The sequence below is a fragment of the Halalkalibacterium halodurans genome (genome assembly GCF_004376175.1).
Classification (GTDB): domain Bacteria; phylum Bacillota; class Bacilli; order Bacillales; family Bacillaceae_D; genus Halalkalibacterium; species Halalkalibacterium halodurans.
Window position 1 is genome coordinate 21,761 of record NZ_SNUY01000025.1, and the last position, 26,472, is coordinate 48,232.

Below are 26,472 nucleotides of genomic sequence, written 5' to 3' on the forward strand. Positions count from 1 at the left end.
GATCAGTCCTTATACGAACGTCAACCAGTTTCTCCCAATCTAAACATATGACTAGGTACTAAGAGTAGTATATAATTAAGCCTTGTTTTTTTCAACAAGTTTTAGTCAAGCTTCTCTCCATCCAAAACACCCTCGGCCTGCAAATAGGTGACAAGCTCACGGTATTTCGGATCTGACCAAAAAGTTTTACTGTTCACAAGTGTAGCTGCATCTTGTCTAGCCGTTTCGAGTGCTCGGTAATCATGAACCACATCCGCCACTTTAAAATCAGGTAGCCCGCTCTGCTTTGCGCCAAAAAAGTCTCCAGGTCCCCTAAGCTCTAAATCTCTTTCCGAAAGGGTGAAGCCATCATTCGTTTCTGTCATGATGCGCATTCGTTCTTTCCCAACCTCCGATTTAGGATCAGCAAGCAAAATGCAATACGACTGATGCTCCCCTCGTCCGACTCTGCCTCTTAATTGGTGTAGCTGGGCTAATCCGAATCGTTCCGCATCATAAATGACCATGATCGTTGCATTTGGAACGTTCACCCCAACTTCTACGACCGTAGTGGATACGAGAATGTGAATCTTGTTTTCACTAAATGCGGTCATCACCGTATCCTTTTCCGATGGATGAAGTCGCCCGTGCATTAAGCCTACTTGGAACCTCGGTTCAAAATGCTGTTGCAAAATAGAGTGAACGTCAATCGCATTTTGTACGTCAAGCTTTTCTGACTCTTCAATTAGTGGGCAAATGACATACGCTTGTCGACCCTTCGCCAGCTCTTTTTCCATAAAGTCAAGAACCCTTGTCAGCATATCGTGCTTCGCCCAATACGTTTCGATCTCCTTACGTCCAGCCGGCATTTGATTGATGATCGACACATCCATATCACCAAACGCCGAAATGGCCAACGTTCGAGGAATAGGCGTTGCCGTCATGAATAAGACGTCAGGGTAGGCTCCTTTATCGCGCAACGCCCGCCGTTGCTCGACACCAAATCGGTGCTGTTCATCTGTGATAACAAGGCCGAGATCATGAAAGGCCACATCGTCTTGAATTAAGGCGTGGGTGCCGATGACGACGTCCACATCACCTGCCTTAACCGCCGTTACCGCTGCTTGTCTGCGTTTTCCTTTCACAGAACCGGTCAAAAGGGCCAAACGAACACCGCTCGGCGCAAACAATCGTTCTAGCGATTGAGCATGCTGTTCCGCTAAAATTTCAGTCGGAACCATCAGTGCCGCTTGCTTTCCGGCCGTGACTGCAGCGAACATGCAAATGGCAGCGACGACCGTTTTCCCTGAGCCTACATCACCTTGTAGCAAACGATTCATCCGATAAGGGGAGCTCATATCCGTGAGAATTTCACCTGCGACTTTTTCTTGCGCTTCTGTAAGCGAAAAAGGAAGAGCTGCAATAAATTGATCCACCTTTTGCTCGTTCACCTTCACAGCTCGACCATTCGATTGCTCTCGGTTCACTTTGCGAAACGCCTGCATCTTGAGCTGGAAGAAAAGAAATTCTTCATATACCATCCGTCTCCGTGCTTGTTTTAGTGCTTCCCGATCGGACGGCATGTGCAAATGGACAACGGCTTCTCGCTTTGACACAAGTTTGTACCGTTCCCTTATCTCAGGTGGGAGCGGGTCGGTGATTTGCTCTCCAAACTGACGTAACGCTACGTGTATATACTTTTTCAATGTTTTACTTGTCAGCTTTCCAGATACTGAGTAAATGGGCTCAACGGTTGCTCTTTCCGTATGGTTTCCTTGTTTAACTTCATTGACCGTTAATGTGAGTCGATGTTGATCCCATTTCCCGGTCAACGTCACTTCCTGGCCGACCTTAAGCTGCTGCTTTAAAAATGCTCGGTTAAAAAACACGGCCGTTAAAAGCACATGACCGACAAGTACGCGAACCGACATCCGATTTTTCTTTTTTCCGTAATAGCGGACAGTTGGCTCACTTTGCACGGTGCCGACAACTGTTGCCCGTTCGTCATGCTTAATCTCTTCAATCGGACGGACTTGATAGTCTTCATAACGAAAAGGAAAGTGCTCAAGCAAATCAAAAACAGAGTATAGCTGTAAGGAGGCCAACTGTTTGGCTGTTTCATCCCCGATCCCCCTTACTTCCATAACCGGTAAACTCCTCAACTGATTCATTTTTTATCGAGGGCCACTCCGAAAATTTTCGCCTCTAGCTCGCGACCCTTCGGAGTTGCCGCCAACCCTCCCTGTGCCGTTTCTTTATATGCTACAGGCATCGCCTGACCGATTTTATACATCGCATCAATCACTTCGTCGGTTGGAATCCTGCTCTGAATTCCAGCAAGCGCCATGTCCGCAGCCGTAATCGCAATGGAGGCGCCAATTGCATTACGTTTCACACATGGGACTTCCACAAGTCCGGCCACAGGATCACAGACAAGGCCTAACATATTTTTCAACGCAATCGCCATCGCTTCCGCCGATTGACTTGGCGTTCCCCCTGCAAGCTCTACAAGGGCGGCCGCAGCCATACCTGTCGCAGATCCAACCTCAGCTTGACAGCCACCAGCAGCACCTGAAATCGACGCATTGTTGGCAACGACAAAGCCAAAGGCGCCTGACGTAAATAAAAAGCGAACTTTTTGTTCTTTCGTAGGAGATAACCGTTTTTCCATGCCAAACAGGACACCTGGTACAACGCCGGACGCCCCAGCTGTTGGCGTCGCACAGATCGTACCCATCGCTGCATTTACTTCATTTGTCGCCACCGCTTTGCTGACAGCATCAAGAACCGTTTCACTCGATAAATAGTTCCCCTTCTCTAGATAATCTTGCAGCAGTACCGCATCGCCCCCTGTCAAACCAGAAACCGAGCGCACTTGCTCCGTAATCCCTCGTCTTACGGCCTTTTCCATCACGTCTAAGTGATTTTCCATCTGTTCGATAATCGCTTCACGCGATCGCTCGGTCACTTCGATTTCCTGTCGAATCATAACCTCGGAAATGGGAATCGCTTGTGATTCTGCTAGCTCCACAAGTTCAGCTACATTGCGAAACATTCACGTACCTCCTTCGTATCGTTGTTTGATCCATATGCGTACTCTTCCATATTACAGGATAGCTAAGGTTAATCGTGGATTTTCGTGACCGTCACGATGTTAGGTAATCGTTCTAGCTCTTGTAGCAAAAGATCGTCCACATTTTGATCCACTTCGATGACCATTAGCGCTTCTTTTCCTTTCTCTTTACGGGAGACTTCCATATGACCAATGTTAATTTCATGCTTTGCTAACATATTTGAAACGCTTGCAATTACGCCAAAACGGTCGGTATGGACAACGAGAATCGCTGGATGGTTTCCCGATAGCTTCAAGTGAAAACCGTTTAACTCAACGATCTCAATCTTCCCACCGCCGATGGAAACACCGACCACTTCTAATTGATCCTCTCCCTTTTGTAGCACAACTTTCGCCGTATTCGGATGGTCTGTGATCGCTTCTTCTTCGTGAAAGTACACGCGGACTCCCTTTTCTTTCGCTAACTGTAGTGAGCGGGGAATCCGTGGATCAAACGTATCAAAATCGAGAATTCCCCCTACGATTGCCACGTCTGTTCCGTGTCCCTTATATGTTTCTGCAAACGAACCGTAAAAATATATGTCACAACGCTCCGGCTGTTGTCTAAACAGTGTTCGTGCCACTCGTCCAATCCTGGCAGCGCCAGCTGTATGAGAACTGGATGGCCCAATCATAACGGGCCCGATAATATCAAAAACGGTACGGTACTTCATGGGCTGTGCCTCCCTTTCAACCTTTTTCGTTCACTACATGGATTAACCCCCTACAAAGATTTTGCTTTCGTAGGGGGCCCTCCTGCTCATTGATAGTTTATTCAACAGCAAACAAGTAAGCATACAGCGGTTGATCACCAATTTGTTCATCTACTTCAACTTCTGGATAAGATTGTTCAATAAATTGAATAAGTTCTTCCGTCTGTTCATTCGTCGCATCTGCACCTTGAATGACCGTGACAATTTCGCTGTCCTCATCTATCATTTGCTCAAGCAAACGTTTCGTTACATCAAGCATGTCTTCACCTGAGGTCACAATTTCTTTTTCAAGAATGCCCATAAAGTGACCTTTTTTAATTTCGAGCCCCTCGATGGACGTATCGCGAACAGCGTACGTCACTTGGCCAGATTTGACATGGGCCATCGTCTCCGCCATCACATTAGCATTTTTCTCTAAGCTTGACGACGGGTTAAACGAAAGAAGTGCTGCAAGACCTTGAGGAACGGTTTTTGATGGCACGACTTTAACGTTCACATCTGCCACATCTGCCGCTTGCTGTGCTGCTAAAATAATATTTCCGTTATTCGGAAGGACGAGCACGTTTTTCGCATGAACTTCCTCAATCGCTTTGACGATGTCTTCAGTACTTGGGTTCATCGTCTGTCCTCCTGGAATGACAACGCCTGCTCCTAAGCTTTGGAACAGCTTAGCAATTCCATCCCCCATTGACACGGTCACGATTCCTAGCTCGCTAAGAGGCTTTTTTTCTTGGTCTGGGAATGCCTGCTTTGATTCCTCAAGTAGATGCGTGTGCTGCTCTCTCATATTCTCGATTTTCGTATGAATCAGGCTACCGTATCGCTGAGCACGAGTTAATACTTCACCAGGGAACTCGGCATGAATATGTACTTTTAACAAATCCTCGTCACTAACGACAAGCAATGAATCTCCCCACTCACTTAACTCGTCGCGAAACGCTGGCTCATCAAACGGGTAGGTGGACAACTTATCCGATTCAAAACGAACCATAACTTCCGTACAGTAACCGAATTCAATATCTTCTGTTGCCAAATGGCTCTGCGCGTTTTGATGGTGCTCCACTTTAATAAGGTTGTCCATTGATGGAACCACATGAATTCCTTCTTTCAATGGTTCCCCTTTTACAGCCGCTAAAAATCCTTCATAAATGTAGACAAGACCTTGTCCACCTGAATCAACGACGCCTACTTCTTTTAAAACAGGGAGCAGATCAGGGGTTCGCTGCAACGATTGCTTTGCTTCTGTCACGATGATTTCTATCAAGGACACTAAATCATCGGTATGTTTAACCGCTTTTTTCGCCGCATTTGCACTATCCTTTGCAACAGTGAGAATCGTTCCTTCAACGGGCTTCATCACCGCTTTATACGCCGTTTCCACTCCTTGTGTTAACGCTTCAGCAAAATCAAGAGCGGTGAATGCTCTTCTTCCTTCTACGCTCTTTGAAAAACCACGGAAAAGCTGAGATAAAATAACACCAGAATTTCCGCGTGCTCCCATGAGTAAACCTTTCGCAAAGGCAGCCGCTAATTCACCGGCATGATCTCCGTGAAACTTTTTCACTTCTTGTGCGCCTGAAGTGATGGTTAAATTCATATTCGTCCCTGTGTCGCCATCTGGCACAGGGAAAACATTTAATGCGTCAACAACCTTTGCATGTTGTGATAAATTATTGGCGCCTGCAATGAAAAGGTGTGCTAATGTTTTTCCATCCATCTCTTTTACTGCCACAAACGTTTCCTCCTAACACACTTACGGGTTAGTCACGCGAACCCCTTGAACAAAAATGTTCACCGAATCCACATCTATCCCTAACATGGTTTCAAGTTGATACTTGACTTTCGTCTGTACATTGTAGGCCACCTCAGAAATTTTTGTTCCGTAGCTGACAATGATGTACATATCGATATGTATTTCGTCCTCTTCTTCGCGAATGACGACCCCACGACGAAAATTTTCCCGCCCAAGTAATTCAGATAAGCCGTCTTTTATTTGCTTCTGTGATGCCATTCCAACGATTCCGTAACAATCGACGGCAGCGCCCCCAGCAATGGTAGCAACGACGTCTTTTGACACATCAACGGTTCCCAATTGGGTTTTCATTTCAATGGACATACGTGCATCCTCCTTCTTTCCCTTAAGATCATGAACAGCTTAGCAACGCGAAAGCAAATGCGTTTTAACGTCATTTTACTATACTCTTATCGTTTTTGAAAGCGGGCAAACGAACGGTTCGCTTAAATCCATCCATTTCAGCACTACTGTCAAGGAAGAAACCTTGATAAAGTTACGTGGAAACTATTGCTTTTCTGAAATGCCTGTGCTACTATAGTCGAGTATGATTTTGGATGATAATGATCATCGTTTCGGTATAAGGAGGTGCACATCATGGCACGTAAATGCTACATTACAGGACGTCAAGCAAAAAGTGGTAACAAACGTTCTCACGCAATGAACAAAACGAAGCGCCGCTGGGGAGCGAACGTGCAAAAGGTTCGTATTCTTGTGGACGGGAAACCTAAGCGTGTCTACGTTTCTGCACGCGCGTTAAAATCCGGTAAAGTTGAGCGCGTATAATAAGTATGGCTAAAAACACCTCTTTCCCATGAGGTGTTTTTTGTTTTTTAAATCTGTTGAAGGCGTGGAGACGGAGGCGTAACAATGCCCCCGTCCTTCGTTCCTTAAGGCTCACCCGCATGAGAAAAAGCACCGTACCGTGACGATGCTTCCTCACCCCTTTTTAAACGAATTTAACACAGCCCGTACGACCCCGCCAAGGAATTTCGGCAACTTAATCGTATAAAATTTCATAGTTCCTCCTCCTCACATGAATGCGCGTAGGCAAGGGGTTGTGCCCCCTCTTTTTTAAGATCGAAAGGTTATGGTTACTTGAAAACAACAGAAAATAAATCCTTCTCTTTTACTACTATATCCAAACCCCTCGATCTATTCCTTTTTTTTTCACCGTCCTTGCTCTTGTCTTCCTGTCTCTATCATATGCACCAATGCTTTGTTTATGTTCCTTTACTGAAAGAAATCCAATCTAGTGAACGAAAGAGGATGAACATTTCGCTTCGAACGGTTGTGTTGACCCTAAGTGATTGCGAGCTTTTAAAACGCAACAGTGCCGTTTGTCCTTAGAGCTAACTCTCGTACGAACTTTACTAACAAAATTTTATAATATCTTAATATGCAAAAACGACAGCTTGTTTAGCTGCCGTTCTCCTCAAATACTACCTCTAATTCGCTTAATCGCTGCTGCCCGATCTTCCTCATTAAAAACAGCCGAACCTGCCACTAACACATTCGCCCCCGCCTCCACGCACTGTTTCGCCGTTTCTTCGTTTACACCACCGTCTACTTCAATCTCAAAGGTTAGCCCCTGCTCTTTTTTTAGAGAAGCTAATTCTTTTAATTTTGGTAGGACAGAAGGGATGAACCGTTGCCCGCCAAATCCAGGATTGACCGTCATGAACAACACCATATCCACATCTGATAGCACATGCTGAATCGAGGAGACAGGTGTCGCTGGATTTAAGACAACACCCGCTTTTACGCCGCTTTCCTTAATGAGATGAAGCGTTCGATGCAAATGGGGACAAGCCTCCACGTGAACCGTGATGATATCTGCCCCTGCTTTCGCGAAGGCAGGAATGTATCCGTCAGGCTGCTCAATCATTAGATGGACATCCAGAGGTAGGGTCGTTACTGGTCGAATCGCATCGACTATTAATGGACCGATCGTAATATTCGGAACGAAATGACCGTCCATTACGTCTACATGAATGTAATCCGCCCCTCCTCGCTCCACATCTTGAATCTCATTTCCTAAGTTGGCGAAGTCTGCTGATAAAATCGATGGAGCTATTTTAATCATCGTGGTTAGAACCTCCGTTTATGTTCGGTTTTTACTTCTTCTAAAAATGTCACATAATGCTCGTAGCGAAATTCGCGTATTTCACCTTGAGCTAACGCTTCTTTTACCGCACATTTCGGTTCTTGCGTATGGGTGCAGCCGCGAAATTTACATGACGGGAGGCGGTCTCTCATTTCAGGAAAATAGTGGGACAGCTCTTCCGGTTCCATATCAATAAAATCAAGGGAGCTAAACCCTGGTGTATCTGCTACGAGACCCGACCCGAATGGAATAAGCTCCACATGGCGCGTCGTATGCTTTCCTCTTCCTAGGTGGGAAGAGATTTGATTCGTTTCAATATCCAAAGCTGGGTTTATGGCGTTTAGAAGCGAGGACTTCCCTACACCTGATTGTCCTGCAATGACGGACACATGATCGTCAAACGCTTTTCGGATAGCGTCTAGCCCGAGTTGTTCAATCGTGGACGTCAAATACACTTTATACCCAAGCTGTTCATAATCATTTCGATACTGCTTGATCGTCTCTAATTCTTCTTCGGTCAACAGATCGATCTTGCTTATCACGATCAACGGTTCAATTCCGTTCGCTTCCACATGGACAAGAAAACGGTCTAACAGCAAGGGCGAGAATGTCGGTTCTGCTGCAGAAAAGACGAGTATGGCTCGGTCGACATTGGCAATGGGGGGTCTGATCAATTCATTTTTTCGTTCCATTATCTCTAGAACGTAGCCATCCGTTTTGTTTTCTGCTTCGAATACTACCTCATCCCCCACTAACGGCTTAATGTTTCGATTACGAAAGTTTCCACGCCCTCGACATTGAAACAGACCATCTTCATTTTGGACGTAATAAAACCCGCTTAATGCTTTAACAATCGTTCCTTTAGGCATGCAAGCCTCCTTGTCTCTCGTTTTTACCATTCTTATTGTAGCGAAAAAAGAGCTGAATGTGAATGTCTAATCCCTGCATGCACTTAGACGGTTTTCACAGTAGCAAGAAAAAAGAGCTTAACCGATCGGCTAAGCTCTAGTATCAATCAATAGGTATACTCTCTCGATGATTTGACGAATTCACCGTTAATGTAAAGGTCAAACGACCCAGGTTGATCCGCGCTCGCTTCTAATGGAATTTGATATGTTTTCGTTTCACTGATTGTCTCATCTATAAACACTCGATCTTGCCCACCTGTCGTTGCGTCACGGTAGACGATACGAACTTGCACTTCTTGTGATGCCTCAATCGGTTGGTTTACCAGATGAGAGCGGGTTTGCGGCTGCTGCGGTTGCTGCGGCTGTTCTTGCTGACCGCCTCCCTGATCCGTTTGTGGTTCAGGTCCCCGTGAAACCACAATGGTAACGTCATCCCCCTTACTTACCGTCGCCCCGCTCGCTGGCGAATGAGAGATGACCCGCCCCTCGGCGACAGAACTGGAATAGTCATAGGAAAAACGTGTGCGAAGACCGTTTTCCTGTAAATACCCATGAGCCTCATTCTCGGTCATTCCTTGCATATTTTCCAAGACAATGTCGCTCGTTGCACTATAGATCAGGGTAACGGTTGTTTCTTCAGGGACAACCGACTCACCAGCTTCTGGCGTTTGCTCAATGACGATGCCTGGTGAAACATCATTCGTTTCCCGCTCTTCTAACCGGACATCGGCAAAATCATTTAATAAACGCTGAGCTTCTTCAATCGTTCTGCCTGTGACATCAATCATCTGCCCTTCCTCAGGGCCCGTGCTTACGAATAATCGAACGGTCGATCCTTGTTTGACGACAGAGCCTGGTCGTGGATGTTGACTGACGACTTCTTCTGCAGGAGCATCGTCCTCCACATCTTCTCGCTCCACTTCCAAACCTAGGCTTCTCAGTTCTGCTTCAGCCTCTTCAAACGAACTCTCTCGAACATCCGGAACGTCCACATCATCTACTTGGAACCAGCTCGGCATTAAGGCAAGTGCTGTAACACCCGTCCCAATTAGCAGGAAGAGAACGATCAAGACCGCCCACAACCATTTCCGTCTTTTCTTTTTCGGCTTCTTTACTTCCTCTTCTGCTGCAGGTGCCTTCGGTTCCTCGACCTTTTTGATCGGAGGAGCTTCCATTGTCTTTTCGAAATCCTCTTGCTCTAACTGCTCGTCTTTTATAATGGGGATCGCCTTTGTTGCTTCCTCGTCATCCTCTTTCTGATCATAAGGACGCTCATTCACTCTAGCAGGATCGAGGGCAGTTGATAAATCCTCGTCCATCTCCGAGACAGTTCCGTACCGGTAAAACGGATCTTTCGCTGTCGCTTTTACAATCACGTTTTCAATGCTTTGCGGCAAAGATGGCTGAATTTCTTTCGGCGACGGAATGTCATTTTGCAAATGCTTTAAGGCAATCGAGACGGCTGTGTCACCTGAAAACGGCAGTTGACCCGTTACCATTTCAAACAGCACAATTCCGAGTGAGTAAATATCGGACTTAAATGTAACAAGGCCGCCTCGTGCTTGTTCTGGTGATAAGTAATGGACGGAACCCATCACCGAGTTTGTATGGGTAATCGTCGCAGATGACATGGCGCGGGCAATGCCAAAGTCAGTCACCTTTACGACACCATCCTCACCAATTAAAATGTTATGAGGTTTAATGTCACGGTGGACAATTTGATTCATGTGGGCGTGAGAGATTGCCGCCATCATTTGACTCATAATATCAATCGTTTCGTCAACAGGTAACGGCCCTCGCTGTTGGATCAGCTCCTTAAGAGTAGGGCCCTCCACGTACTCCATGACGATGTAGTATAGGTTCTCTTCTTCCCCTACATCATAAATACTGACGACATTTTGATGGGCTAAGCTGGTTGCTGCTTGGGCTTCGCGGCGAAACCGCTTAATGAACTGTTCATCTTTCGAAAATTGAGCCTGCAAGACTTTCACAGCGACTTGGCGGTCCAAAATGACGTCCATTGCTTTGTATACATCGGCCATCCCGCCGCCACCAATTGTTTCTAGAATTTCATAGCGACCACTAATTCGCTTCCCTATCATATCGATCACCTGTCTTCAGACGAGGAACCTGTATTTTTAATTAACGCCACTGTGATATTGTCTTCGCCCCCGCGATCGTTCGCTAATTGTACCATCTCTCTCGCCGTTTCATTAACTTCTTTCGTACCAGACATGTACCGAGCAAAATCTTCATTTGATAGCTTATTTGATAGACCATCTGAACATAATAGGAGAACATCATCTGGCTCCCATGAGAAGGTAGTCAGATCGAGCTTGATATCCAATTCGGTCCCAAGCGCTCTGAGCAATACATTTTTGCGCGGATGATGCTCAGCTTCTTCGTCTGAAATTTGCCCCGTACGAACGAGCTCATTGACAAGGGAGTGGTCCCTTGTCTTTTGGGAAAATCCGTGCTCATTCAATAAATACGCACGACTGTCCCCAATATGCGCAATTGTCACTCGTTCCTTATCGACAATTGCCGCAACTAATGTAGTGCCCATTCCTTGACATTCTTCATGCTTTTGCGCGTAATGATAAAGGCTCTCATTCACATGAAGCACTTGATTCCGGAGCCACCCTTCGCTTTCTTGACTAGAAGGGGAAAGGCTCGCTTCCTCCCACGCTTCTTTCAGCAGCTCAGTTGCCATCTTGCTCGCTACATCGCCCGCTTGATGACCTCCCATCCCGTCAGCAACCACGACGAGCAGTTGCCCGTTCTTTTCCATAATTGTCCCGTTATCCTCATTATGAGGACGAACCTTCCCAACATCGGTTAAAAATGAAAAGTTCATGTTCCCGGTCACCTCGTTTCTTCTTTCCTCTCCTTCGCCCTCAGCTGCCCACAAGCCGCATCAATATCATGACCTTGCTCGCGGCGAATTGTCACATTGACACCCCGCTCTTTTAACGTACGTTCAAACGCAAAAATTTGATCACGGGGCGTGCGAACATAATCTCGCTCCGGAACATAATTTACCGGGATTAAGTTCACATGGCATTTAATGTCTTTAATTAGATCGGCAAGTTCTTCAGCATGCTCAACCTGATCGTTTTCCCCTCCGAAAAGACCATACTCAAACGTAACACGTCGACCAGTCTTGTCAATGTAATAACGGATCGCGTCCATCAGCTTCGGAAGAGGCCAGGCCCGGTTTACCGGCATCAGCTTACTTCGTAACACCGTGTTTGGTGCATGTAAAGAAATAGCGAAATTGATTTGCAGCCCTTCATCGGCGAATTGATATATTTTTGGCACAACACCACTAGTCGAAACGGTAATATGGCGTGCACCAATGTTGAGCCCTTTATCATGATTGACGGTTTTTAAAAATGGCATCAACGCTTGATAATTGTCAAACGGCTCGCCAATCCCCATGACGACAATCGAGCCAACTCGCTCGCCCTGTTCGTCCATGGCACACTGTGCTTCTACGACTTGAGCGACGATTTCTCCTGCTTCCAAGTTTCGCTTCAAGCCTCCTAAAGTAGAAGCGCAAAACGTACAGCCGAGACGGCAGCCGACTTGGGTTGTGACACAAACACTGTTCCCATAGTTATGGCGCATGACGACTGTTTCAATGGAATAGCCGTCGTGTAACTCAAATAAAAATTTGATCGTGCCGTCGGAGGATTGTTGCTTTGTCACCGTTTTTAATGTCGTTAAGTTAAAATGTTTCTCTAGCTTCGCGCGCAAATCCTTCGATAGGTTCGTCATTTCTTGAAACTGCTTCACTCTTTTTTCATAGAGCCATTCAAAGATTTGGGTTGCGCGAAATTTCGGTTCACCTTGCTCTTTTAGCCACATCTCTAATTCTTCAAACTGTAGCGTGTAGATGGATGGAAGGTCTCCCCCTTGTTTTGGATCGACTTCCACTTTTAGTTGTTCCACCGTTTCACGTCCTTTCTTTATAGTACCATGCCCATTGTGATGTCACGTTCCTTTTTTCAAGCAAGTGATAAAGAAGCCATCGGTTCCAAAATGATGGGGAAGAATGGTCACCATCCCTCCACGAATGTTGCACGTCGCTTGTACAGCAGCTGGCAAACGGTCAAGAACCGTATCATCGATGGAAAACTCACCGTGCGCCTCCATAAATTCAGCGATAACCTGCTCGTTTTCTAGTTGGTCGATCGTGCATGTACTGTAGATGAGTAACCCGCCTGGTTTAACAAGGTTGGCGACAGATGAAAGGATATCCAGTTGCACATTGCGGATCGCTTTCATGTCTGCTTCCCTTTTCGTCCATTTAATATCAGGCTTCCGCCGGATGACGCCGAGCCCGCTGCATGGGGCATCGACGAGAATTCGGTCAAACGGCTCGTCCGCAAACACCTCACGCGCCTTTCGTGCATCTAACGTCTGGGCTTTTATATTGTCAAGGCCAAGGCGCTTCGCCTGCTCTTCGATCAACTTCACTTTATGACGGTGCATGTCTAAGGAAACAATCGTCCCTTCACCGTCCATACGCTCTGCCATATGAGTCGATTTCCCGCCAGGCGCTGCACAAGCGTCCAAAATTCGCTCTCCTGGACGAGGGGCTACAGCTCTTGCAACAAGCATAGAGCTTTCATCTTGAATCGTGAGCTCCCCATCTTGAAACAGGCGAGTCGACGTAATCGTTCCTTTGTCAACGACAATGGCGTCGTCGGAAAGAACCCCGTTCTTCGCTTGTACTCCTTCATGTTCTAACCGTTCCAACGCTTCCTCGACCGTCCGTTTTCTAACATTAACCCGAGCGGTGACTTTCGGGGGCAGTAGCATTTCTTCACAAATAGAGACCGTCTCTTCCTCCCCGTATTGATCGATCCATCGTTTTACAAGCCACTCAGGATAGCTATATTCAACAGCTAAACGCTTCACCTTATCCTCGATTGCCGCAAACGGCGGCATCCCTTGGCGCTGCATGGAACGAAGCACCCCGTTTACTAGACCGCTTATTCCTTTATGGCCCCGCTTTTTCGCGATGTTCACCGCTTCGTGAATAATCGCATGGGGAGGGACCTTGTCCAAATAAACGAGCTGATAGACAGAAAGTCGGAGGAGGATCCGCACCCAATCCTCCAGCTTCCTTTTTCCTTTTGCGACGAACGAGGCGATATAGTAATCGAGTGTTTTTTGCCGTTGAACCGTCCCGTAGACGAGCTCGGTTAATAACCCGATATCACGAGGCTCCAAGTTCGCTTGTTTTATTTTTTGGTTAAGCAATAGATTGCTGTACGCTTGACTTTTTTCAATTTGCACTAAGGTTTCAAGCGCCACTTCCCGTACTGACTTAGCTGCCATCCTGTCCTCCTAACACACTTCCAACCGATAGCTGACTTCCTGCCCCGCGCAAAAAGTCCCTTGCCAGCATACGTTTTTTCCCAGCTGGCTGGAGATCTGTCACTTTCAGCGCAGTTTCGTCACCTGTGGCAACGAGAAAACCGTTTTCCTCCAAGGCTATAACGGTACCTGGGGCTTCTTTTTTCGGGCTGCTCACTTTTTCAGCCCACCATATTTTCATTGGCTTCCCATTCCAAAGCGTATAAGCCACTGGCCATGGATGGAGTCCGCGAATTTGATTGTAAATTCGTTCTCCCTCCTTACGCCAATCGATCTCTTCTTTCTCACGGGTAATGTTTGGAGCAAACGTGGCGAGCTGATCGTCTTGCGGAATCGACTGGAGTTCGCCTTTAATCAGCGGCGGAATTGTTTTTGCTAATAAGGCTGCCCCGGCCTCACTTAGTTTATTATGCAAAGACCCGACATGATCGTCATCCACAATTGGGACAGTCACTTGTGTTAAAATGTCACCTGCGTCTAGCTTCTCAGCCATGTACATAATCGTAATCCCTGTTTCTTTTTCACCATCAATGATCGCTTGATGAATCGGCGCCCCGCCGCGATACTTCGGCAATAACGATGCGTGAACGTTAATGCAGCCATGCTTCGGATACTCAAGCAAAGCGTTAGGAAGAATTTGTCCGAACGCGGCTGTTACAATAAGATCAGGTTCAAAGGAAAACAGACGCTCTAGCTCGGCCTCGTCCCGAATTTTTTCTGGTTGCAAAACCGGAATTTGATGCTTCTCCGCCTCCACCTTCACCGGCGGCGGGGTTAACACCCGTTTTCGTCCAACTGGGCGATCTGGCTGGGTGACAACAGCTGCGATCGTATATCCATCTTCAATTAAACGACGAAGCACCGGAACAGAGAAGTCCGGTGTCCCCATAAAGACAATCTTCATTCGTTCCATCTACCTTTCCATTAGTCGCATTTTACATAAACAGATAAGGCTGTCTATCAATGTTTACCTGCAATTCGCCACGGCTCGTTTCCTGCAAAAAGTGCTGACGAATTTCACGTAGAATTCGGCTTAATTCTGGTTCATTTTTGTATTTTATCAGACATTGGTAACGATATCTATCGTTGATCCTCGCAATCGGTGAGACGACTGGCCCTAAGACGATCGCTCGGTCATCTAACTGCTCTCTTAAGAAGCGGACAATCTTCTCCGATACATCAATGACCTTCGTAATTTGTGAGTGACTAATATGAATGAGTGTTAAATAATAGTACGGCGGGTAGCCTCCTTGCCTGCGATACATCATTTCTGTCTCAAAGTAAGACAAATAATCGTGTTGCTTCACGAGTTCGATGCTGTAATGGTCTGGCGAGTACGTCTGCACAACGACCTCTCCAGGCAGCGTGTGACGCCCGGCCCGGCCGCTCACTTGTGATAACAGTTGAAACGTCCGTTCGGTCGCACGAAAGTCTGGTAAGTGCAACATCGCGTCCGCTGCCAGGATTCCCACGAGGGTTATGTTCGGAAAATCCAATCCTTTGGCGATCATCTGCGTCCCAAGCAAAATGTCAGCTTCCCCTTGACCGAACTGTTTCAGCAGCTGTTCATGGGCTCCCTTTTTTCGCGTCGTGTCTACATCCATACGGATGACTCTAGCCTCAGGCAACACTTTTGTCAATTCTTCTTCCACCTTTTGTGTACCTGAGCCGAAAAAACGGATATGTTCACTCCCACACGACTTACACACCTTCGGCATCGGCTCTTCATGGCCGCAGTAGTGACATTTTAACGAATGGTTGCTCCGATGGTACGTAAGGGAAATGTCACAGTGCTCACATGTAGCTACATACCCACAGTCTCGACACATGACGAACGTTGAATACCCTCGTCTATTTAAAAATAAAACGCTTTGTTCCCCTCGTTCAAGCCGTTGCTTTAACTTAGAAAACAATGCTTCTGAAAACATGGAGCGATTACCGCCTCTCAGCTCTTCCCGCATGTCAACTACCTCAACGGTCGGCATCGGGCGGTCGTTCACACGCTCTGTCAAAGAGAGGAGCGTATACACCCCTTTTTTCGCCCGTGCATAGGACTCTAACGCAGGCGTTGCACTTCCTAAAATAACCGGGCACCGATGATACCGTCCGCGGAACATCGCCACATCCCTTGCATGATAACGGGGCGCTTCTTCTTGCTTGTACGTACTTTCATGTTCTTCATCAATAATAATAATCCCTAAATTTTCAAATGGCGCAAAAATAGCGGAACGGGCACCGACGACAACCTGTACTTCACGGCGATGAATCTTCCGCCATTCATCATACTTTTCACCAACGGACAGCCCAGAATGCATAACAGCCACTTTTGAACCGAACCGGCTGCGAAACCGATGAACCATTTGGGGAGTAAGGGAGATTTCCGGAACGAGAACGATCGCTTGCTTCCCTTTCGCGAGGACACGGTTGATCGCTTGCAAATAAATCTCTGTCTTCCCACTCCCAGTTACGCCATGAAGAAGAAACGGCTCATGTCGGTTCTCTTCGATGCTTCTCGCAATTGGCGTAGCAACGTTCTGTTGGGCAATGGTTAACGGAAGGGGTTCCGTTCGCTCGACATCTTTCTCAAGAAACGGGTCGCGATAAACTTCTTCCTCAATTTCCTTCACTAGCCCTTTATCCATAAGTCCCTTTAAGGTTGCTCGCGTTGTCTCTAGCGCTTCAATTAACGAGAGGGACGGATAACGACCGCCTTGCTCGGCTAAGAACAACCACATGTCCCGCTGCTTTTTCGCTCGTTTCGGAATCTGTTCAAGTCCTTCGTCTTTGTTTACGTGACTTAATTGGACGGTGATTCGCTCTGTTTTTTTTCGACCCTTGTCTTCAACTACATACGTCCATTCAAGCAACTGCTCGTTCAATGCCGATTTCACATGCTGTAGCACTTCTTTTCTTTCGTTGGCAAGCGTTTCCCACGTTATGGCGTCTTGCGTTTGAAAATAAGGTCGGATAGCGCTCGGAAGCTTGTCCACTTCGGTCAGCAAACGTAGCTGTTTGATCACCTTTGTCCGCATCGCAGCTGGCAGCATCGCCTGGTAAGCAGATACTTGAAAGCAGAGCGTCTCATCCGTTAGCCATTCCCCTAACTCCAGTAGTTCCTGTGTCAGGACGGGCTTACCGTCAAGGACATCCGCCAACTCTTTTAATTTACCTTTATTCACGCTAGATTCGTGCTTCACCGCCAGAACAAACCCTTGAACCTTCCTTGGTCCAAAAGGCACAACGACACGCAATCCGGACTCAATGATCGACTCCAGTCGTTCTGGTACAAGGTAATCGTACCGACGGTCGGTTTGCATCGTTGGCACATCGACGACGACTTCAACGATCATTGGTTCTCTCTTCCTTTTTCCAATTGTTCGCTAATCATCATGATCAGACAGTGTGCCACTTCGTCTTTTGTCATCAATGGCAAAGGCTTCACGTCTCCTTGCTTAAAATAAACCGTCACTCGGTTCGTATCGATTTGAAACCCTGCTCCTTCCTCGGTTACATTGTTCGCCACAATCATATCTGCGTTTTTTTCTTTTAGTTTTTTTTGTGCGTATGTTTCTACTTCTTGCGATTCTGCTGCAAAACCAACGAGGAATTGGCTTTCTTTCTTTTCGCCTAACGTCTTTAAAATGTCAACCGTTCGTTCAAGTTCAATCACCCAGTCGCCGTCCTTCTTTTTCACTTTCTGCTCATGGACTACCCTCGGGCGATAATCAGCCACGGCTGCTGTTTTGATTACGACATCGGCATCGGAGAATTCAGCCAAGACCGCTTCATACATGTCTTGTGCAGATTTGACATTCACGACGCTAACCCCATCGGGCTTTTCTAGTGAAGTTGGTCCAGAAATGAGCGTTACGTTTCCACCAAAGTCTCGCGCTGCTTTCGCTAACGCATACCCCATTTTTCCTGACGAGCGATTCGTAAAAAAACGGATAGGATCAATTGTTTCCTGCGTCGGCCCAGCAGTGATCACGATCTTTTTCCCCGCTAAGCTTGACGATGGTGGGGTAAAGTGGACTTCGATTGTTTTCAACAAATCTTCCGGTTCAGGCATACGCCCTTTTCCGATCCAGCCACAAGCTAAATAACCAGCACCCGGCTCCAGCAGCCGATAGCCATCCTTCGCGAGCTGCTGCATATTTCGTTGCACGGCAGGGTGTTCATACATGTTGACATTCATCGCTGGTGCGAGATAAATGGGTGCTTTCGTTGCCAATAACATCGTTGAGAGCATGTCATCTGCAACCCCGTTGGCTAATTTACCGATCAAGTTGGCCGTCGCTGGCGCAATGATGATCACGTCTGCCCAATCGGCAAGCTGAATATGAGCAATTTCGCTCGGATCTGGTTCTGAAAATGTGTCATCGTAGACCGGATGCCGGGTCAATGCTTGGAACGTGAGCGGAGTGACAAATTTTTTCGCCCCCTCTGTCATGACAACCTTCACTTCAGCACCTGCTTGGACGAGCTTACTCGCGAAAGCGGCTGATTTAAACGCGGCAATCCCTCCTGATACACCTAAAACGACGCGTTTCCCTTGTAGCATGTCCTATCCCCCATTTTGTTCTGATCTCAGACTTTCACATGAGAAGAGCTTAGCTTACCGCCAAGCTTTACTAGCCAGAGCGGCGTTTTTCGTATTCTTTAATCCTTCCATAATTAAAGTGATAGAAACGCTTGGCTCATCACCAAATCGCGAAAGCCTTTGGTTTTAATACGGCCCTTTTTTGCCCTCTTTTGTGCAAAAACCCCAACATTTATTGTAGAGCCTAAAAATAAGTGTTTGACAGTATAAGAAAACAACCTAAGCCATAATGGATAGGTTGCCTGTCCTACTTGCTTTTACTGTTCTTTCCGTTCGTACTGAAGGTGATCTTCCGCGATTTCTTCAAGAGCGACACCAACTGGCTTGAACGATTTTGGCTTTCCTACAAGCGGTCCGCGTTGGTCGTCTTCCTTCAGTTCTCGTGCACGTTTTGCAGATACTATCACAAGGGTATATTTAGAATCTAATTTGTCCATAAGTGAATCAATTGACGGATAAAGCATGTTATTCTACCTCCACTAGTTGATGGTACTTTTCAATCAAACGTTCTCGTTTGCAATGCTCAGCGGTGACGATTGCTTTGATGCGGTCAACCGCTAGCTCCACTTCGTCATTTTCGACGACATAATCGTATTTTTTCATCATTTCTATTTCTTCTTTAGCGACGTTCATTCGCTTATTGATGACTTCTTCTGTCTCCGTGCCGCGGCCTACAATACGACTGCGCAACTCCGCCAAGCTTGGTGGCATTAAGAAAATAAACACACCCTCTGGAAATCGTTCGCGTACTTTGAGAGCACCCTGTACCTCGATTTCAAGAATAATGTCCTTTCCGCTATCAATCGTTTCGCGGACATATTGGATCGGCGTGCCGTAATAGTTCCCTACATACTCGGCCCACTCCAGAAGCTCTTCTTTTTCAATCATCGCTTCAAACTGTTCCCGCGACTTGAAAAAGTAGTTCACGCCGTCCACCTCTCCTTTACGAGGAGCTCTCGTCGTCGCAGAAACGGAGTATTGAATGTTTGTGTCATGCTTTCGAAGTGCACTGCACACCGTTCCCTTTCCCACACCAGCGGGGCCGGAAAGGACGATAAGCAAACCTTTCTCTTTTTCCATGATGAACCTCCCTAAAAAGAAAACAGAAGGCGCATTCGTCATCGTTCGTTTTCGGAACGGGCATTGCGTCTGCGCCTAAGTCCTACCTTATAATCATTATGTACAGACGGGCGTTATGCTTCGCCTTCTAAATCATCTTTGCTCGTTAAACGCTGGGCCACGGTTTCAGGTTGTACTGCGCTAAGAATGACGTGATCGCTATCGGCAATTATGACCGCACGCGTTCTTCGCCCGTACGTGGCATCGATCAGCATGTTTCGGTCTCGCGCCTCTTGAATGATCCGTTTAATTGGAGCGGATTCTGGGCTGACGATTGAAATGATTCTGTTCGCTGATACAATGTTACCAAAACCGATATTGATTAATTTAATGTTCATTCGTTTCCCCTGCCTTTGGAGAGCGCCTCGCTACTCTCATCAATTTTGCCAATCATGACCGTTCCTATACTTGTCACAATCTTATTATTCTAGCATGTTATTCAATATTTTGCACTTGTTCTTTCATTTTCTCTATTTCACTCTTCATCTCAACCACATGTCTGCGAATCGCCAAATGGTTGGCCTTTGAACCGATCGTGTTCGCTTCTCGGTTCATTTCTTGTACAAGGAAATCAAGCTTTCTTCCTACAACGCCCCCGCCTGAGAGAATGTTCGCGAATTGCTCAATATGAGAACGAAGTCGCGTAAGTTCTTCCGAAATATCACTTTTTTCTGCAAAAAGGGCCACCTCAGCCAGAAGCCTACTTTCATCCAACTGGCTCTCAAAGCCCGATAAAAATTCATTGACCCGCTTTCGCAACTTGTCCCGGTAATGATCAACCACCTCTGGACTGTACGTATCAATTTGTTCGACAAGCTCACTCATGATGTTAAGGCGAACGTCAAGATCTTGTTTTAAGTGGCTTCCTTCCTCCATCCGCATGTGTCGCAAATCGTGAACCGCTTTCTCCATTGCTTGTTTGATCACCTGGATAAGCTCTTCATCCACTTCCCCTGCCTCATTGACTTGGACAAGCTGGTCAGAAAAGAGCAGAGAGGGAATATCGAGCACATGCTCCTGATTAATGGTCTGAGCGATTTTTCGTGAAGCTGCCTCATATTGTTTGAGCAGATCCCAATCGACTTCAAGTTCTCTTTTTGTCAACGCTTCTCCTTCTATTTTAATAAAAACATCAAGCTTTCCGCGTTGCACAGCATTTTTCGCGATTTTTTTCAGCTCTTCTTCTAAGAAAGATAATGGTCTCGGCAGGCGGCAATTCCATTCAAAAAAGCGATGGTTGACTGATCGAAGCTCAACCGTTGCTTTAAATGCATCGCCTTCAATCGAAGCGAACCCATACCCTGTCATGCTTGCTATCATGTCTATCACATCCACAACGTTATTTTAACAAAATCATATGGGCTCAAACAAGTAAAGATAACGTCGCTTGCTTGAGAAAAATCGAGATGACAGTAGAAAACAGCTGAAAACGGCACTTTTCCCCCTCTCTTGCACGAAGAGAAATGAGCGTTTGTGAAAAACATTCGAAACTCCGCCTTCTATCATCCTTTGATGAACCTGATGGCATAAGGAAAGCCTGGCTCCACCTATTTTCGTTTTCTCTGGAACGCAGGCTAGCCCTCTATTTATTTTGCCTTTAGTAAGCGAAATCCTCCTAAAACGACGGTTGGAATTGCAGCCATTCCGATAATGAGTAACCATTCACGCCCGGTTAACGGAACGGTATGGAACACTTGCTGTAATGGAGGGTAATAGATCACGATCAGCATTAATAAAACGGACGAAAGTACCGCTAGGACTAAATATTTGTTCTCAAATGGGTTACGGTGAAAAACCGAATATTCACTTCGGCAATCAAACACGTGAATGAGCTGAGCCATCACAAGGGTAACAAAGGCCACGGACTGAGCTCTAGTCAAATCGTCTGGATTCGCTTGTAACGTCAGCCAGAAAGCGGCCAATGTGACAACGCCAATCATAAATCCCCGGCTCACGATTTTCCATGCAAGCCCCCTAGCAAATATCCCTTCTCGCGGATGGCGGGGCGGCCGCTTCATAACGTTTCCTTCGGGCTGATCCATCCCGAGCGCCATTGCAGGCAAACCATCAGTCACGAGATTAATCCAGAGAATTTGCGTCGCAACGAGCGGCAAAGGCATGCCGAGCAACATGGCAAACAGCATAACAAGTATTTCCCCTACGTTTGACGCAAGCATGTAGCGAATGAACTTGCGAATGTTATCGTAAATGTTCCGCCCTTCGCGAATGGCGGCGCGAATCGTCGCAAAGTTATCATCGCTCAAAATAAGGGAAGAGGCCTCTTTTGCTACATCCGTTCCCGTAATCCCCATGGCAATCCCGATATTCGCTGCTTTGATCGCTGGAGCGTCGTTGACTCCATCGCCTGTCATGGCTACAATGTGGCCCCGCTCCTGCATGGCCTTGACAATCTTCAATTTATGTTCGGGAGAAACTCTTGCGTATACGTAGATTTGATCGACCATCTCGGTTAGCCTACGATCTGTTAAGTGGTTAAGCTCCGTCCCATCTATGACTTTCCCTCCAGCGGGTAAAATGCCAAGCTTTTTCGCTATCGCAGCCGCCGTAAGCCGGTGATCACCTGTAATCATAACGGTTTTAATTCCTGCTTGACGGCATTCTTCAATCGAATCAAACACTTCTTCACGTGGAGGATCGATCATCCCTTGTAAACCGATAAACGTAAGGTCACACTCTGCTTCATAAGCTTCGTCTACCGACTCATTTGGCCTGAGCGGTCTGTAGGCAACGGCAATCGTTCGTAGCGCCTGTGATGCCATCGTTTGAATCGTCCGCTCTACCTCTTCCCGGCGTTTGGGGGTTAACGCTTCCTGCTCTCCGCGATAACGGATTTTTTTACTCACCTGTAAGATGACATCGGGTGCACCCTTCGCCACGACAAAACGCTGCCCTTTCTCATTTTCAACAACGACGCTCATCATTTTGCGGGTCGATTCGAACGGAAATTCTTTCAGCCTTTTAAACTGTCTATCTAATTGTTCCCGGGAGAAGCCTGCCTTCATGGCGGCAACTAACAGGGCCCCTTCCGTCGGATCGCCTTCGATGTGGTAGGCTGTGCTTTCCTTTGTTTTCAGCATCCCTTTTTTTACCGTCCGCTGCTTCAACTGTGAATTATTGCATAAGAGCCCGTAAGAGAGCAAGAGATGTAAACTCCGGTGCCTTTTCGGGTCCGTTTCTTTTTTCCCTTTCGTAAAAAGACCATGGGGCTCATAGCCCGTCCCTGACACATGCCATGTTTCACCACTTGCCCATACTTGCGTCACCGTCATTTTATTTTGCGTGAGCGTGCCTGTTTTATCAGAGCAAATGACGGAGGCACAGCCGAGCGTTTCCACAGCGGGCAGCTTTCGGACAATTGCTCTTCTCTTGATCATCCGCTGCACCCCTAGGGCAAGGGCAACGGTCACGATAGCCGGTAATCCTTCTGGGATTGCAGCCACGGCAAGGGAAACTCCGGCAAGAAACATTGTGTACGCATCATGACCCTGTATGACCCCAATGACGACAACCATTGCCGTAAGTAAAAGCGCAACAGCGATCAACACTTTCCCTAGTTGCTCAAGCTTTCGTTGTAACGGCGTAATGACCGTTTCCGTCGTTTGCAACAGGTGAGCGATTTTGCCCATCTCAGTTTTCATTCCTGTTGCTACCACAATCCCTATTCCTTGCCCCTCGGTGACAAGGGTACCCATAAACGCCATGTTCGCTTGGTCGCCTAGCTGTAAGTCGGTCTGCTCCATTCTGTCCCCATGCTTATGAACGGGAAGCGACTCACCTGTTAAAGAGGACTCCTCAATGCGAAGGCTTGCCGTTTCAAGTAAGCGGATATCCGCCCCAACTCGGTCACCGCTTGTTAGTTTCACTACATCGCCAGGGACAACAGTAGCGGCTGGAACCTTTAACCATTTGCCATCACGTAAAACGACCATTTGCGGTGCTGATAATTCTTTTAACGCCGAAAGGGATTTTTCTGCCTTTCGTTCCTGAATAAATCCGAGGACGCCATTTAGTAGAATAATTAAAATGATGGTAATAGCGTCAATATATTCTCCAAGCAAGCCCGAAATAAGCGTAGCTGCAAGAAGGACGAGAACCATGAAATCTTTAAATTGCATAAAGAAGAGAATCAAGGCTGACACCGATTCCCCTTCGTCCAGTTTATTGAAGCCAACCCTTTTTAATCGTTTATCGACTTCCCTTTGCGGCAATCCGTCTGCCCCAAGGACCCCTGTTGCTTTTTTTACCTCTTCCTCTCCCATTTGATACCACTTCATGGTCACACCTCACATCAGTTTGTCCCGTTATACAAGCCATCTTATTCAGACAAGCACCATTTCATGCTATACTCTTGTCATTGGAGACAAACGTTTCTGTAGAAAAGCTTGGCTTGTTGCCAAGTCCTCTTCTTTTCTTAAGCGATCATGATGCGTATCCATGTATTTTTGTTTTTGAGGTGAACAGCCATGTCTTTTGACGGTCTTATGACACGAGCCATCGTCCACGAATTACAGGAGACGATCGGCACAGGAAGAATATTAAAGATCTATCAGCCGTTTAAAACGGAGCTTTTACTAACGATTCGGGCTCAAGGAGCGAACCATCAACTGCTACTCTCTGCCAATGCCAACTTCGCCCGAGTTCACTTTACGAAGGAGAAATATGCGAATCCTGCAACACCACCGATGTTTTGCATGCTTTTACGCAAGCATTTAGAAGGAGCCGTCATTGAGGAGATTAAACAAATCGACCTTGATCGGATCATTGAAATCACGGTCAAAACGCGAGACGAAATTGGCGATACGAGCTACAAGACGCTCGTCATTGAAATCATGGGGCGCCACAGCAACATGATCCTCGTCGATCCGAAAACGAATGTGATTCTTGACAGCATTAAACATGTAAGCCTCGCGCAAAGCAGCGTCCGTCCTGTTCTCCCAGGTCAACACTATACGAGACCGCCGGCCCAAGGGAAAGCAAACCCGCTGACAGCGACAAAAGAAGACATTTTGAAGAAGCTAGACTGGAATGAAGGTAAGCTCGATCGCCAGCTTGTCCGCGCGTTTTCTGGCCTTTCCCCTATCGTAGCTAAAGAGATCGTCTTTCGTGCGGGTATGGCGAACCGCGACTCGCTCCCTGCTGCATTTACGACCTTCATGCAAGATGTGGCGGCGCACCGCTATGAACCAACGTTTATACAAGGGGAAGAAAAGGAACAGTTTTCGTTTCTCCCGCTCACCCATATGAAAGGCGAACGAAAAACCTTTGCTTCATGTAGCGCCCTTTTAGATCGATTTTATTTTCAGAAGGCAGATCGAGACAGGGTGAAGCAGCAAGCCCACGACCTTGAGCGGTTTTTACGGAACGAGCGGGACAAAAACGTAAATAAGATTAAAAAGCTCGAGAAAACGTTGGATGATGCAGAAAAAGCGAAGCAGTATCAAAAGTTTGGTGAGCTAGTCACGGCCAACTTACACCTCGTCAAACGTGGGGATGCGTCGGTTGACGTATTGGATTATTATGAGGAGGACGCCCCGACCATCACCATCCCTCTCGATCCACAAAAGCAGCCGTCTGAAAACGCCCAAGCGTATTTTCGCAAATATACGAAGGCAAAAAATTCAGTCGAGGTGACGAAGGAGCAAATTGAAAAAGCCAAAATCGAAATCGACTATTTTGAGCGCTTGATTCAACAGGTCGAAACGGCTTCTGCAAGAGATGTAGAAGACATACGGGAAGAGTTAATCGAAGAAGGCTATCTTCGCCGCAAACAAAAGGTGAGCAAAAAACGTAAGGAAACTACGCCGCAACCAGAGCAGTACGTTTCCTCAACCGGCATCCCGATCATTGTCGGAAAAAACAACAAACAAAACGAATACGTAACGAATCGACTCGGACGGCAAGATGAAATTTGGCTCCATACGAAAGACATCCCTGGGTCCCACGTCCTCATCCGTAGCACAGATCCGGATGAAGTAACGCTTCAGGAGGCAGCGAACTTAGCCGCTTACTTCAGCAAAGCACGGCAATCGAGCTCCGTCCCTGTTGACTATACGAAAATCCGTCACGTGAAAAAACCGAACGGGGCCAAACCAGGCTACGTCATTTATGAGAATCAAACGACCTTGTTCGTCACCCCCGATGAAGAGAACGTCATTCAACTAAAGAAGCAATCATAAAAAAGTCTTCTTGTTCACTATAACGGGACAACATCTACCCGGATAACGGCCACTCAAAACAAGCCTTATTCGGGTATTTTTTGGCGATTGAAGAGCAGGCAAAAAAACGCAGACCCCTTGACCCTTCCATTGACTGTGAACAACGAAAGGACAGGGCTGCGTGGATGAAAATTATGGTGATATGCGTGCCCTTGAGGATACGGACAAGCGACATAATCATATAACGTCATCTTGCCCGTAAATCATCACTGCTTGATTCACGAAATCGACTTTAACCACGGTACCAATCGGTAATCATTGTTCTCCCTTAGATGACGAGAGACTATACATTAACTTTTTCCCTCTAGTTTCTTTAACAAATTTTCCTTTGTTTTCGGGTAGACTTTTCTTAAAATGAAAAGCATCCACAGTTCAAAGAGAAACAAAAATAAACCTGAATTATTCATACCTCGAACATAAATCAGGGTTTTAGGCCAAAAACGATTAGATTCCCGATCCCTTTGAAAGAATCATGGTTATTTTCTTCTGAAAAGCATCTTTCTAGAATGAGGAGCGGA

The 26,472-nt window shown here is 46.7% G+C and carries 22 protein-coding genes; 2 read left to right on the top strand and 20 right to left on the bottom strand.

From position 1 onward, the window contains the following. Positions 1-101: 101 nt before the first annotated feature. From recG to E2L07_RS09955, 5 genes are all read right to left on the bottom strand, one after another. Entirely contained in the window at positions 102-2,150 is a 2,049-nt protein-coding gene (recG, locus tag E2L07_RS09935; RefSeq protein WP_134229492.1) for an ATP-dependent DNA helicase RecG, read from the bottom strand. Further along, complete coding sequence (gene sdaAA / locus E2L07_RS09940; protein ID WP_134229493.1) at positions 2,147-3,034, bottom strand: L-serine ammonia-lyase, iron-sulfur-dependent, subunit alpha; 888 nt, start codon at positions 3,032-3,034, stop codon at positions 2,147-2,149. The genes recG and sdaAA overlap by 4 nt, the downstream gene beginning before the upstream one ends. Positions 3,035-3,102: 68 nt before the next feature. Continuing rightward, a complete protein-coding gene (gene sdaAB, locus E2L07_RS09945; protein WP_134229494.1) occupies positions 3,103-3,765 on the bottom strand; it encodes an L-serine ammonia-lyase, iron-sulfur-dependent subunit beta in 663 nt (220 codons plus the stop codon). Between the two features lie 97 nt (positions 3,766-3,862). Continuing rightward, positions 3,863-5,536 carry a DAK2 domain-containing protein gene (locus E2L07_RS09950; RefSeq protein ID WP_134229495.1) on the bottom strand — a complete coding sequence of 558 codons (1,674 nt, stop codon included), beginning with the start codon at positions 5,534-5,536 and terminating at the stop codon, positions 3,863-3,865. Positions 5,537-5,557: 21 nt separating this feature from the next. Beyond that, a complete protein-coding gene (locus E2L07_RS09955) occupies positions 5,558-5,920 on the bottom strand; it encodes an Asp23/Gls24 family envelope stress response protein (protein WP_010898650.1) in 363 nt (120 codons plus the stop codon). Positions 5,921-6,193: 273 nt separating this feature from the next. On the opposite strand from E2L07_RS09955, the gene rpmB reads away from it, so the two are divergent. Then, positions 6,194-6,382, top strand: a complete 189-nt coding sequence (rpmB, locus tag E2L07_RS09960) for a 50S ribosomal protein L28 (protein ID WP_010898651.1) — start codon at positions 6,194-6,196, stop codon at positions 6,380-6,382. Between the two features lie 153 nt (positions 6,383-6,535). On the opposite strand, the gene spoVM is transcribed toward rpmB, so the two are convergent. The 15 genes from spoVM to E2L07_RS10035 all read right to left on the bottom strand — a co-directional run bounded on the left by spoVM (position 6,536) and on the right by E2L07_RS10035 (position 24,013). Beyond that, positions 6,536-6,616 (bottom strand): stage V sporulation protein SpoVM, encoded by an 81-nt coding sequence (gene spoVM / locus E2L07_RS09965; RefSeq protein ID WP_010898652.1) that lies wholly within the window; start codon positions 6,614-6,616, stop codon positions 6,536-6,538. Positions 6,617-7,031: 415 nt separating this feature from the next. Beyond that, the gene (gene rpe / locus E2L07_RS09970; protein ID WP_134229496.1) at positions 7,032-7,682 is read right to left on the bottom strand and encodes a ribulose-phosphate 3-epimerase; all 651 of its coding nucleotides are present in this window, start codon (positions 7,680-7,682) and stop codon (positions 7,032-7,034) included. 5 nt (positions 7,683-7,687) lie between these two features. Then, positions 7,688-8,572, bottom strand: a complete 885-nt coding sequence (gene rsgA / locus E2L07_RS09975) for a ribosome small subunit-dependent GTPase A (RefSeq protein ID WP_134229497.1) — start codon at positions 8,570-8,572, stop codon at positions 7,688-7,690. 146 nt (positions 8,573-8,718) lie between these two features. Then, positions 8,719-10,713: a Stk1 family PASTA domain-containing Ser/Thr kinase gene (gene pknB / locus E2L07_RS09980; protein WP_134229498.1), complete on the bottom strand. Its 1,995-nt coding sequence runs from the start codon at positions 10,711-10,713 to the stop codon at positions 8,719-8,721. Between the two features lie 5 nt (positions 10,714-10,718). Further along, positions 10,719-11,468, bottom strand: coding sequence for a Stp1/IreP family PP2C-type Ser/Thr phosphatase (locus tag E2L07_RS09985; protein ID WP_010898656.1), 750 nt, complete (start codon positions 11,466-11,468; stop codon positions 10,719-10,721). An 8-nt stretch (positions 11,469-11,476) separates the two neighbouring features. Further along, positions 11,477-12,565: a dual-specificity RNA methyltransferase RlmN gene (rlmN, locus tag E2L07_RS09990; protein ID WP_134229499.1), complete on the bottom strand. Its 1,089-nt coding sequence runs from the start codon at positions 12,563-12,565 to the stop codon at positions 11,477-11,479. Positions 12,566-12,607: 42 nt separating this feature from the next. Further along, on the bottom strand, positions 12,608-13,960 hold the full coding sequence (gene rsmB, locus E2L07_RS09995; RefSeq protein WP_134229500.1) for a 16S rRNA (cytosine(967)-C(5))-methyltransferase RsmB: 1,353 nt from the start codon (positions 13,958-13,960) through the stop codon (positions 12,608-12,610). Continuing rightward, a complete protein-coding gene (gene fmt, locus E2L07_RS10000; RefSeq protein WP_134229501.1) occupies positions 13,950-14,903 on the bottom strand; it encodes a methionyl-tRNA formyltransferase in 954 nt (317 codons plus the stop codon). The genes rsmB and fmt overlap by 11 nt, the downstream gene beginning before the upstream one ends. A 31-nt stretch (positions 14,904-14,934) precedes the next feature. Next, a complete protein-coding gene (priA, locus tag E2L07_RS10005; RefSeq protein ID WP_010898660.1) occupies positions 14,935-17,349 on the bottom strand; it encodes a primosomal protein N' in 2,415 nt (804 codons plus the stop codon). Next, positions 17,346-18,560, bottom strand: a complete 1,215-nt coding sequence (gene coaBC / locus E2L07_RS10010; RefSeq protein WP_053430929.1) for a bifunctional phosphopantothenoylcysteine decarboxylase/phosphopantothenate--cysteine ligase CoaBC — start codon at positions 18,558-18,560, stop codon at positions 17,346-17,348. Before coaBC ends, priA begins: the two co-directional genes overlap by 4 nt. A gap of 296 nt (positions 18,561-18,856) precedes the next feature. Next, on the bottom strand, positions 18,857-19,063 hold the full coding sequence (rpoZ, locus tag E2L07_RS10015) for a DNA-directed RNA polymerase subunit omega (protein WP_134229502.1): 207 nt from the start codon (positions 19,061-19,063) through the stop codon (positions 18,857-18,859). Position 19,064: 1 nt separating this feature from the next. Then, positions 19,065-19,679, bottom strand: a complete 615-nt coding sequence (gene gmk / locus E2L07_RS10020) for a guanylate kinase (RefSeq protein WP_010898663.1) — start codon at positions 19,677-19,679, stop codon at positions 19,065-19,067. A 113-nt stretch (positions 19,680-19,792) separates the two neighbouring features. Further along, positions 19,793-20,056 (bottom strand): extracellular matrix/biofilm regulator RemA, encoded by a 264-nt coding sequence (gene remA, locus E2L07_RS10025; protein ID WP_010898664.1) that lies wholly within the window; start codon positions 20,054-20,056, stop codon positions 19,793-19,795. Between the two features lie 97 nt (positions 20,057-20,153). After that, positions 20,154-21,038: a YicC/YloC family endoribonuclease gene (locus E2L07_RS10030; protein WP_010898665.1), complete on the bottom strand. Its 885-nt coding sequence runs from the start codon at positions 21,036-21,038 to the stop codon at positions 20,154-20,156. Positions 21,039-21,304: 266 nt separating this feature from the next. Beyond that, a complete protein-coding gene (locus E2L07_RS10035) occupies positions 21,305-24,013 on the bottom strand; it encodes a calcium-translocating P-type ATPase, SERCA-type (RefSeq protein ID WP_010898666.1) in 2,709 nt (902 codons plus the stop codon). A gap of 189 nt (positions 24,014-24,202) precedes the next feature. Here E2L07_RS10035 and E2L07_RS10040 point away from each other — a divergent pair, with 189 nt between their 5' ends. Continuing rightward, positions 24,203-25,915 (top strand): Rqc2 family fibronectin-binding protein, encoded by a 1,713-nt coding sequence (locus E2L07_RS10040; RefSeq protein ID WP_134229503.1) that lies wholly within the window; start codon positions 24,203-24,205, stop codon positions 25,913-25,915. The last annotated feature ends 557 nt before the right edge of the window (positions 25,916-26,472 follow it).

Bases quoted from the DNA above. Each gene is read 5' to 3' on its own strand.
- pknB (WP_134229498.1), bottom strand. From the start codon at position 10,713: ATGATAGGGAAGCGAATTAGTGGTCGCTATGAAATTCTAGAAACAATT.
- spoVM (WP_010898652.1), bottom strand. From the start codon at position 6,616: ATGAAATTTTATACGATTAAGTTGCCGAAATTCCTTGGCGGGGTCGTA.
- rsmB (WP_134229500.1), bottom strand. From the start codon at position 13,960: ATGGCAGCTAAGTCAGTACGGGAAGTGGCGCTTGAAACCTTAGTGCAA.
- E2L07_RS10030 (WP_010898665.1), bottom strand. From the start codon at position 21,038: ATGATAGCAAGCATGACAGGGTATGGGTTCGCTTCGATTGAAGGCGAT.
- E2L07_RS10035 (WP_010898666.1), bottom strand. From the start codon at position 24,013: ATGAAGTGGTATCAAATGGGAGAGGAAGAGGTAAAAAAAGCAACAGGG.
- E2L07_RS10040 (WP_134229503.1), top strand. From the start codon at position 24,203: ATGTCTTTTGACGGTCTTATGACACGAGCCATCGTCCACGAATTACAG.
- remA (WP_010898664.1), bottom strand. From the start codon at position 20,056: ATGAACATTAAATTAATCAATATCGGTTTTGGTAACATTGTATCAGCG.
- sdaAA (WP_134229493.1), bottom strand. From the start codon at position 3,034: ATGTTTCGCAATGTAGCTGAACTTGTGGAGCTAGCAGAATCACAAGCG.
- rpmB (WP_010898651.1), top strand. From the start codon at position 6,194: ATGGCACGTAAATGCTACATTACAGGACGTCAAGCAAAAAGTGGTAAC.
- coaBC (WP_053430929.1), bottom strand. From the start codon at position 18,560: ATGCTACAAGGGAAACGCGTCGTTTTAGGTGTATCAGGAGGGATTGCC.
- recG (WP_134229492.1), bottom strand. From the start codon at position 2,150: ATGAATCAGTTGAGGAGTTTACCGGTTATGGAAGTAAGGGGGATCGGG.
- E2L07_RS09955 (WP_010898650.1), bottom strand. From the start codon at position 5,920: ATGTCCATTGAAATGAAAACCCAATTGGGAACCGTTGATGTGTCAAAA.
- priA (WP_010898660.1), bottom strand. From the start codon at position 17,349: ATGATCGTTGAAGTCGTCGTCGATGTGCCAACGATGCAAACCGACCGT.
- fmt (WP_134229501.1), bottom strand. From the start codon at position 14,903: ATGAAGATTGTCTTTATGGGGACACCGGACTTCTCTGTTCCGGTGCTT.
- rpe (WP_134229496.1), bottom strand. From the start codon at position 7,682: ATGATTAAAATAGCTCCATCGATTTTATCAGCAGACTTCGCCAACTTA.
- rsgA (WP_134229497.1), bottom strand. From the start codon at position 8,572: ATGCCTAAAGGAACGATTGTTAAAGCATTAAGCGGGTTTTATTACGTC.
- sdaAB (WP_134229494.1), bottom strand. From the start codon at position 3,765: ATGAAGTACCGTACCGTTTTTGATATTATCGGGCCCGTTATGATTGGG.
- rpoZ (WP_134229502.1), bottom strand. From the start codon at position 19,063: ATGCTTTATCCGTCAATTGATTCACTTATGGACAAATTAGATTCTAAA.
- gmk (WP_010898663.1), bottom strand. From the start codon at position 19,679: ATGGAAAAAGAGAAAGGTTTGCTTATCGTCCTTTCCGGCCCCGCTGGT.
- E2L07_RS09985 (WP_010898656.1), bottom strand. From the start codon at position 11,468: ATGAACTTTTCATTTTTAACCGATGTTGGGAAGGTTCGTCCTCATAAT.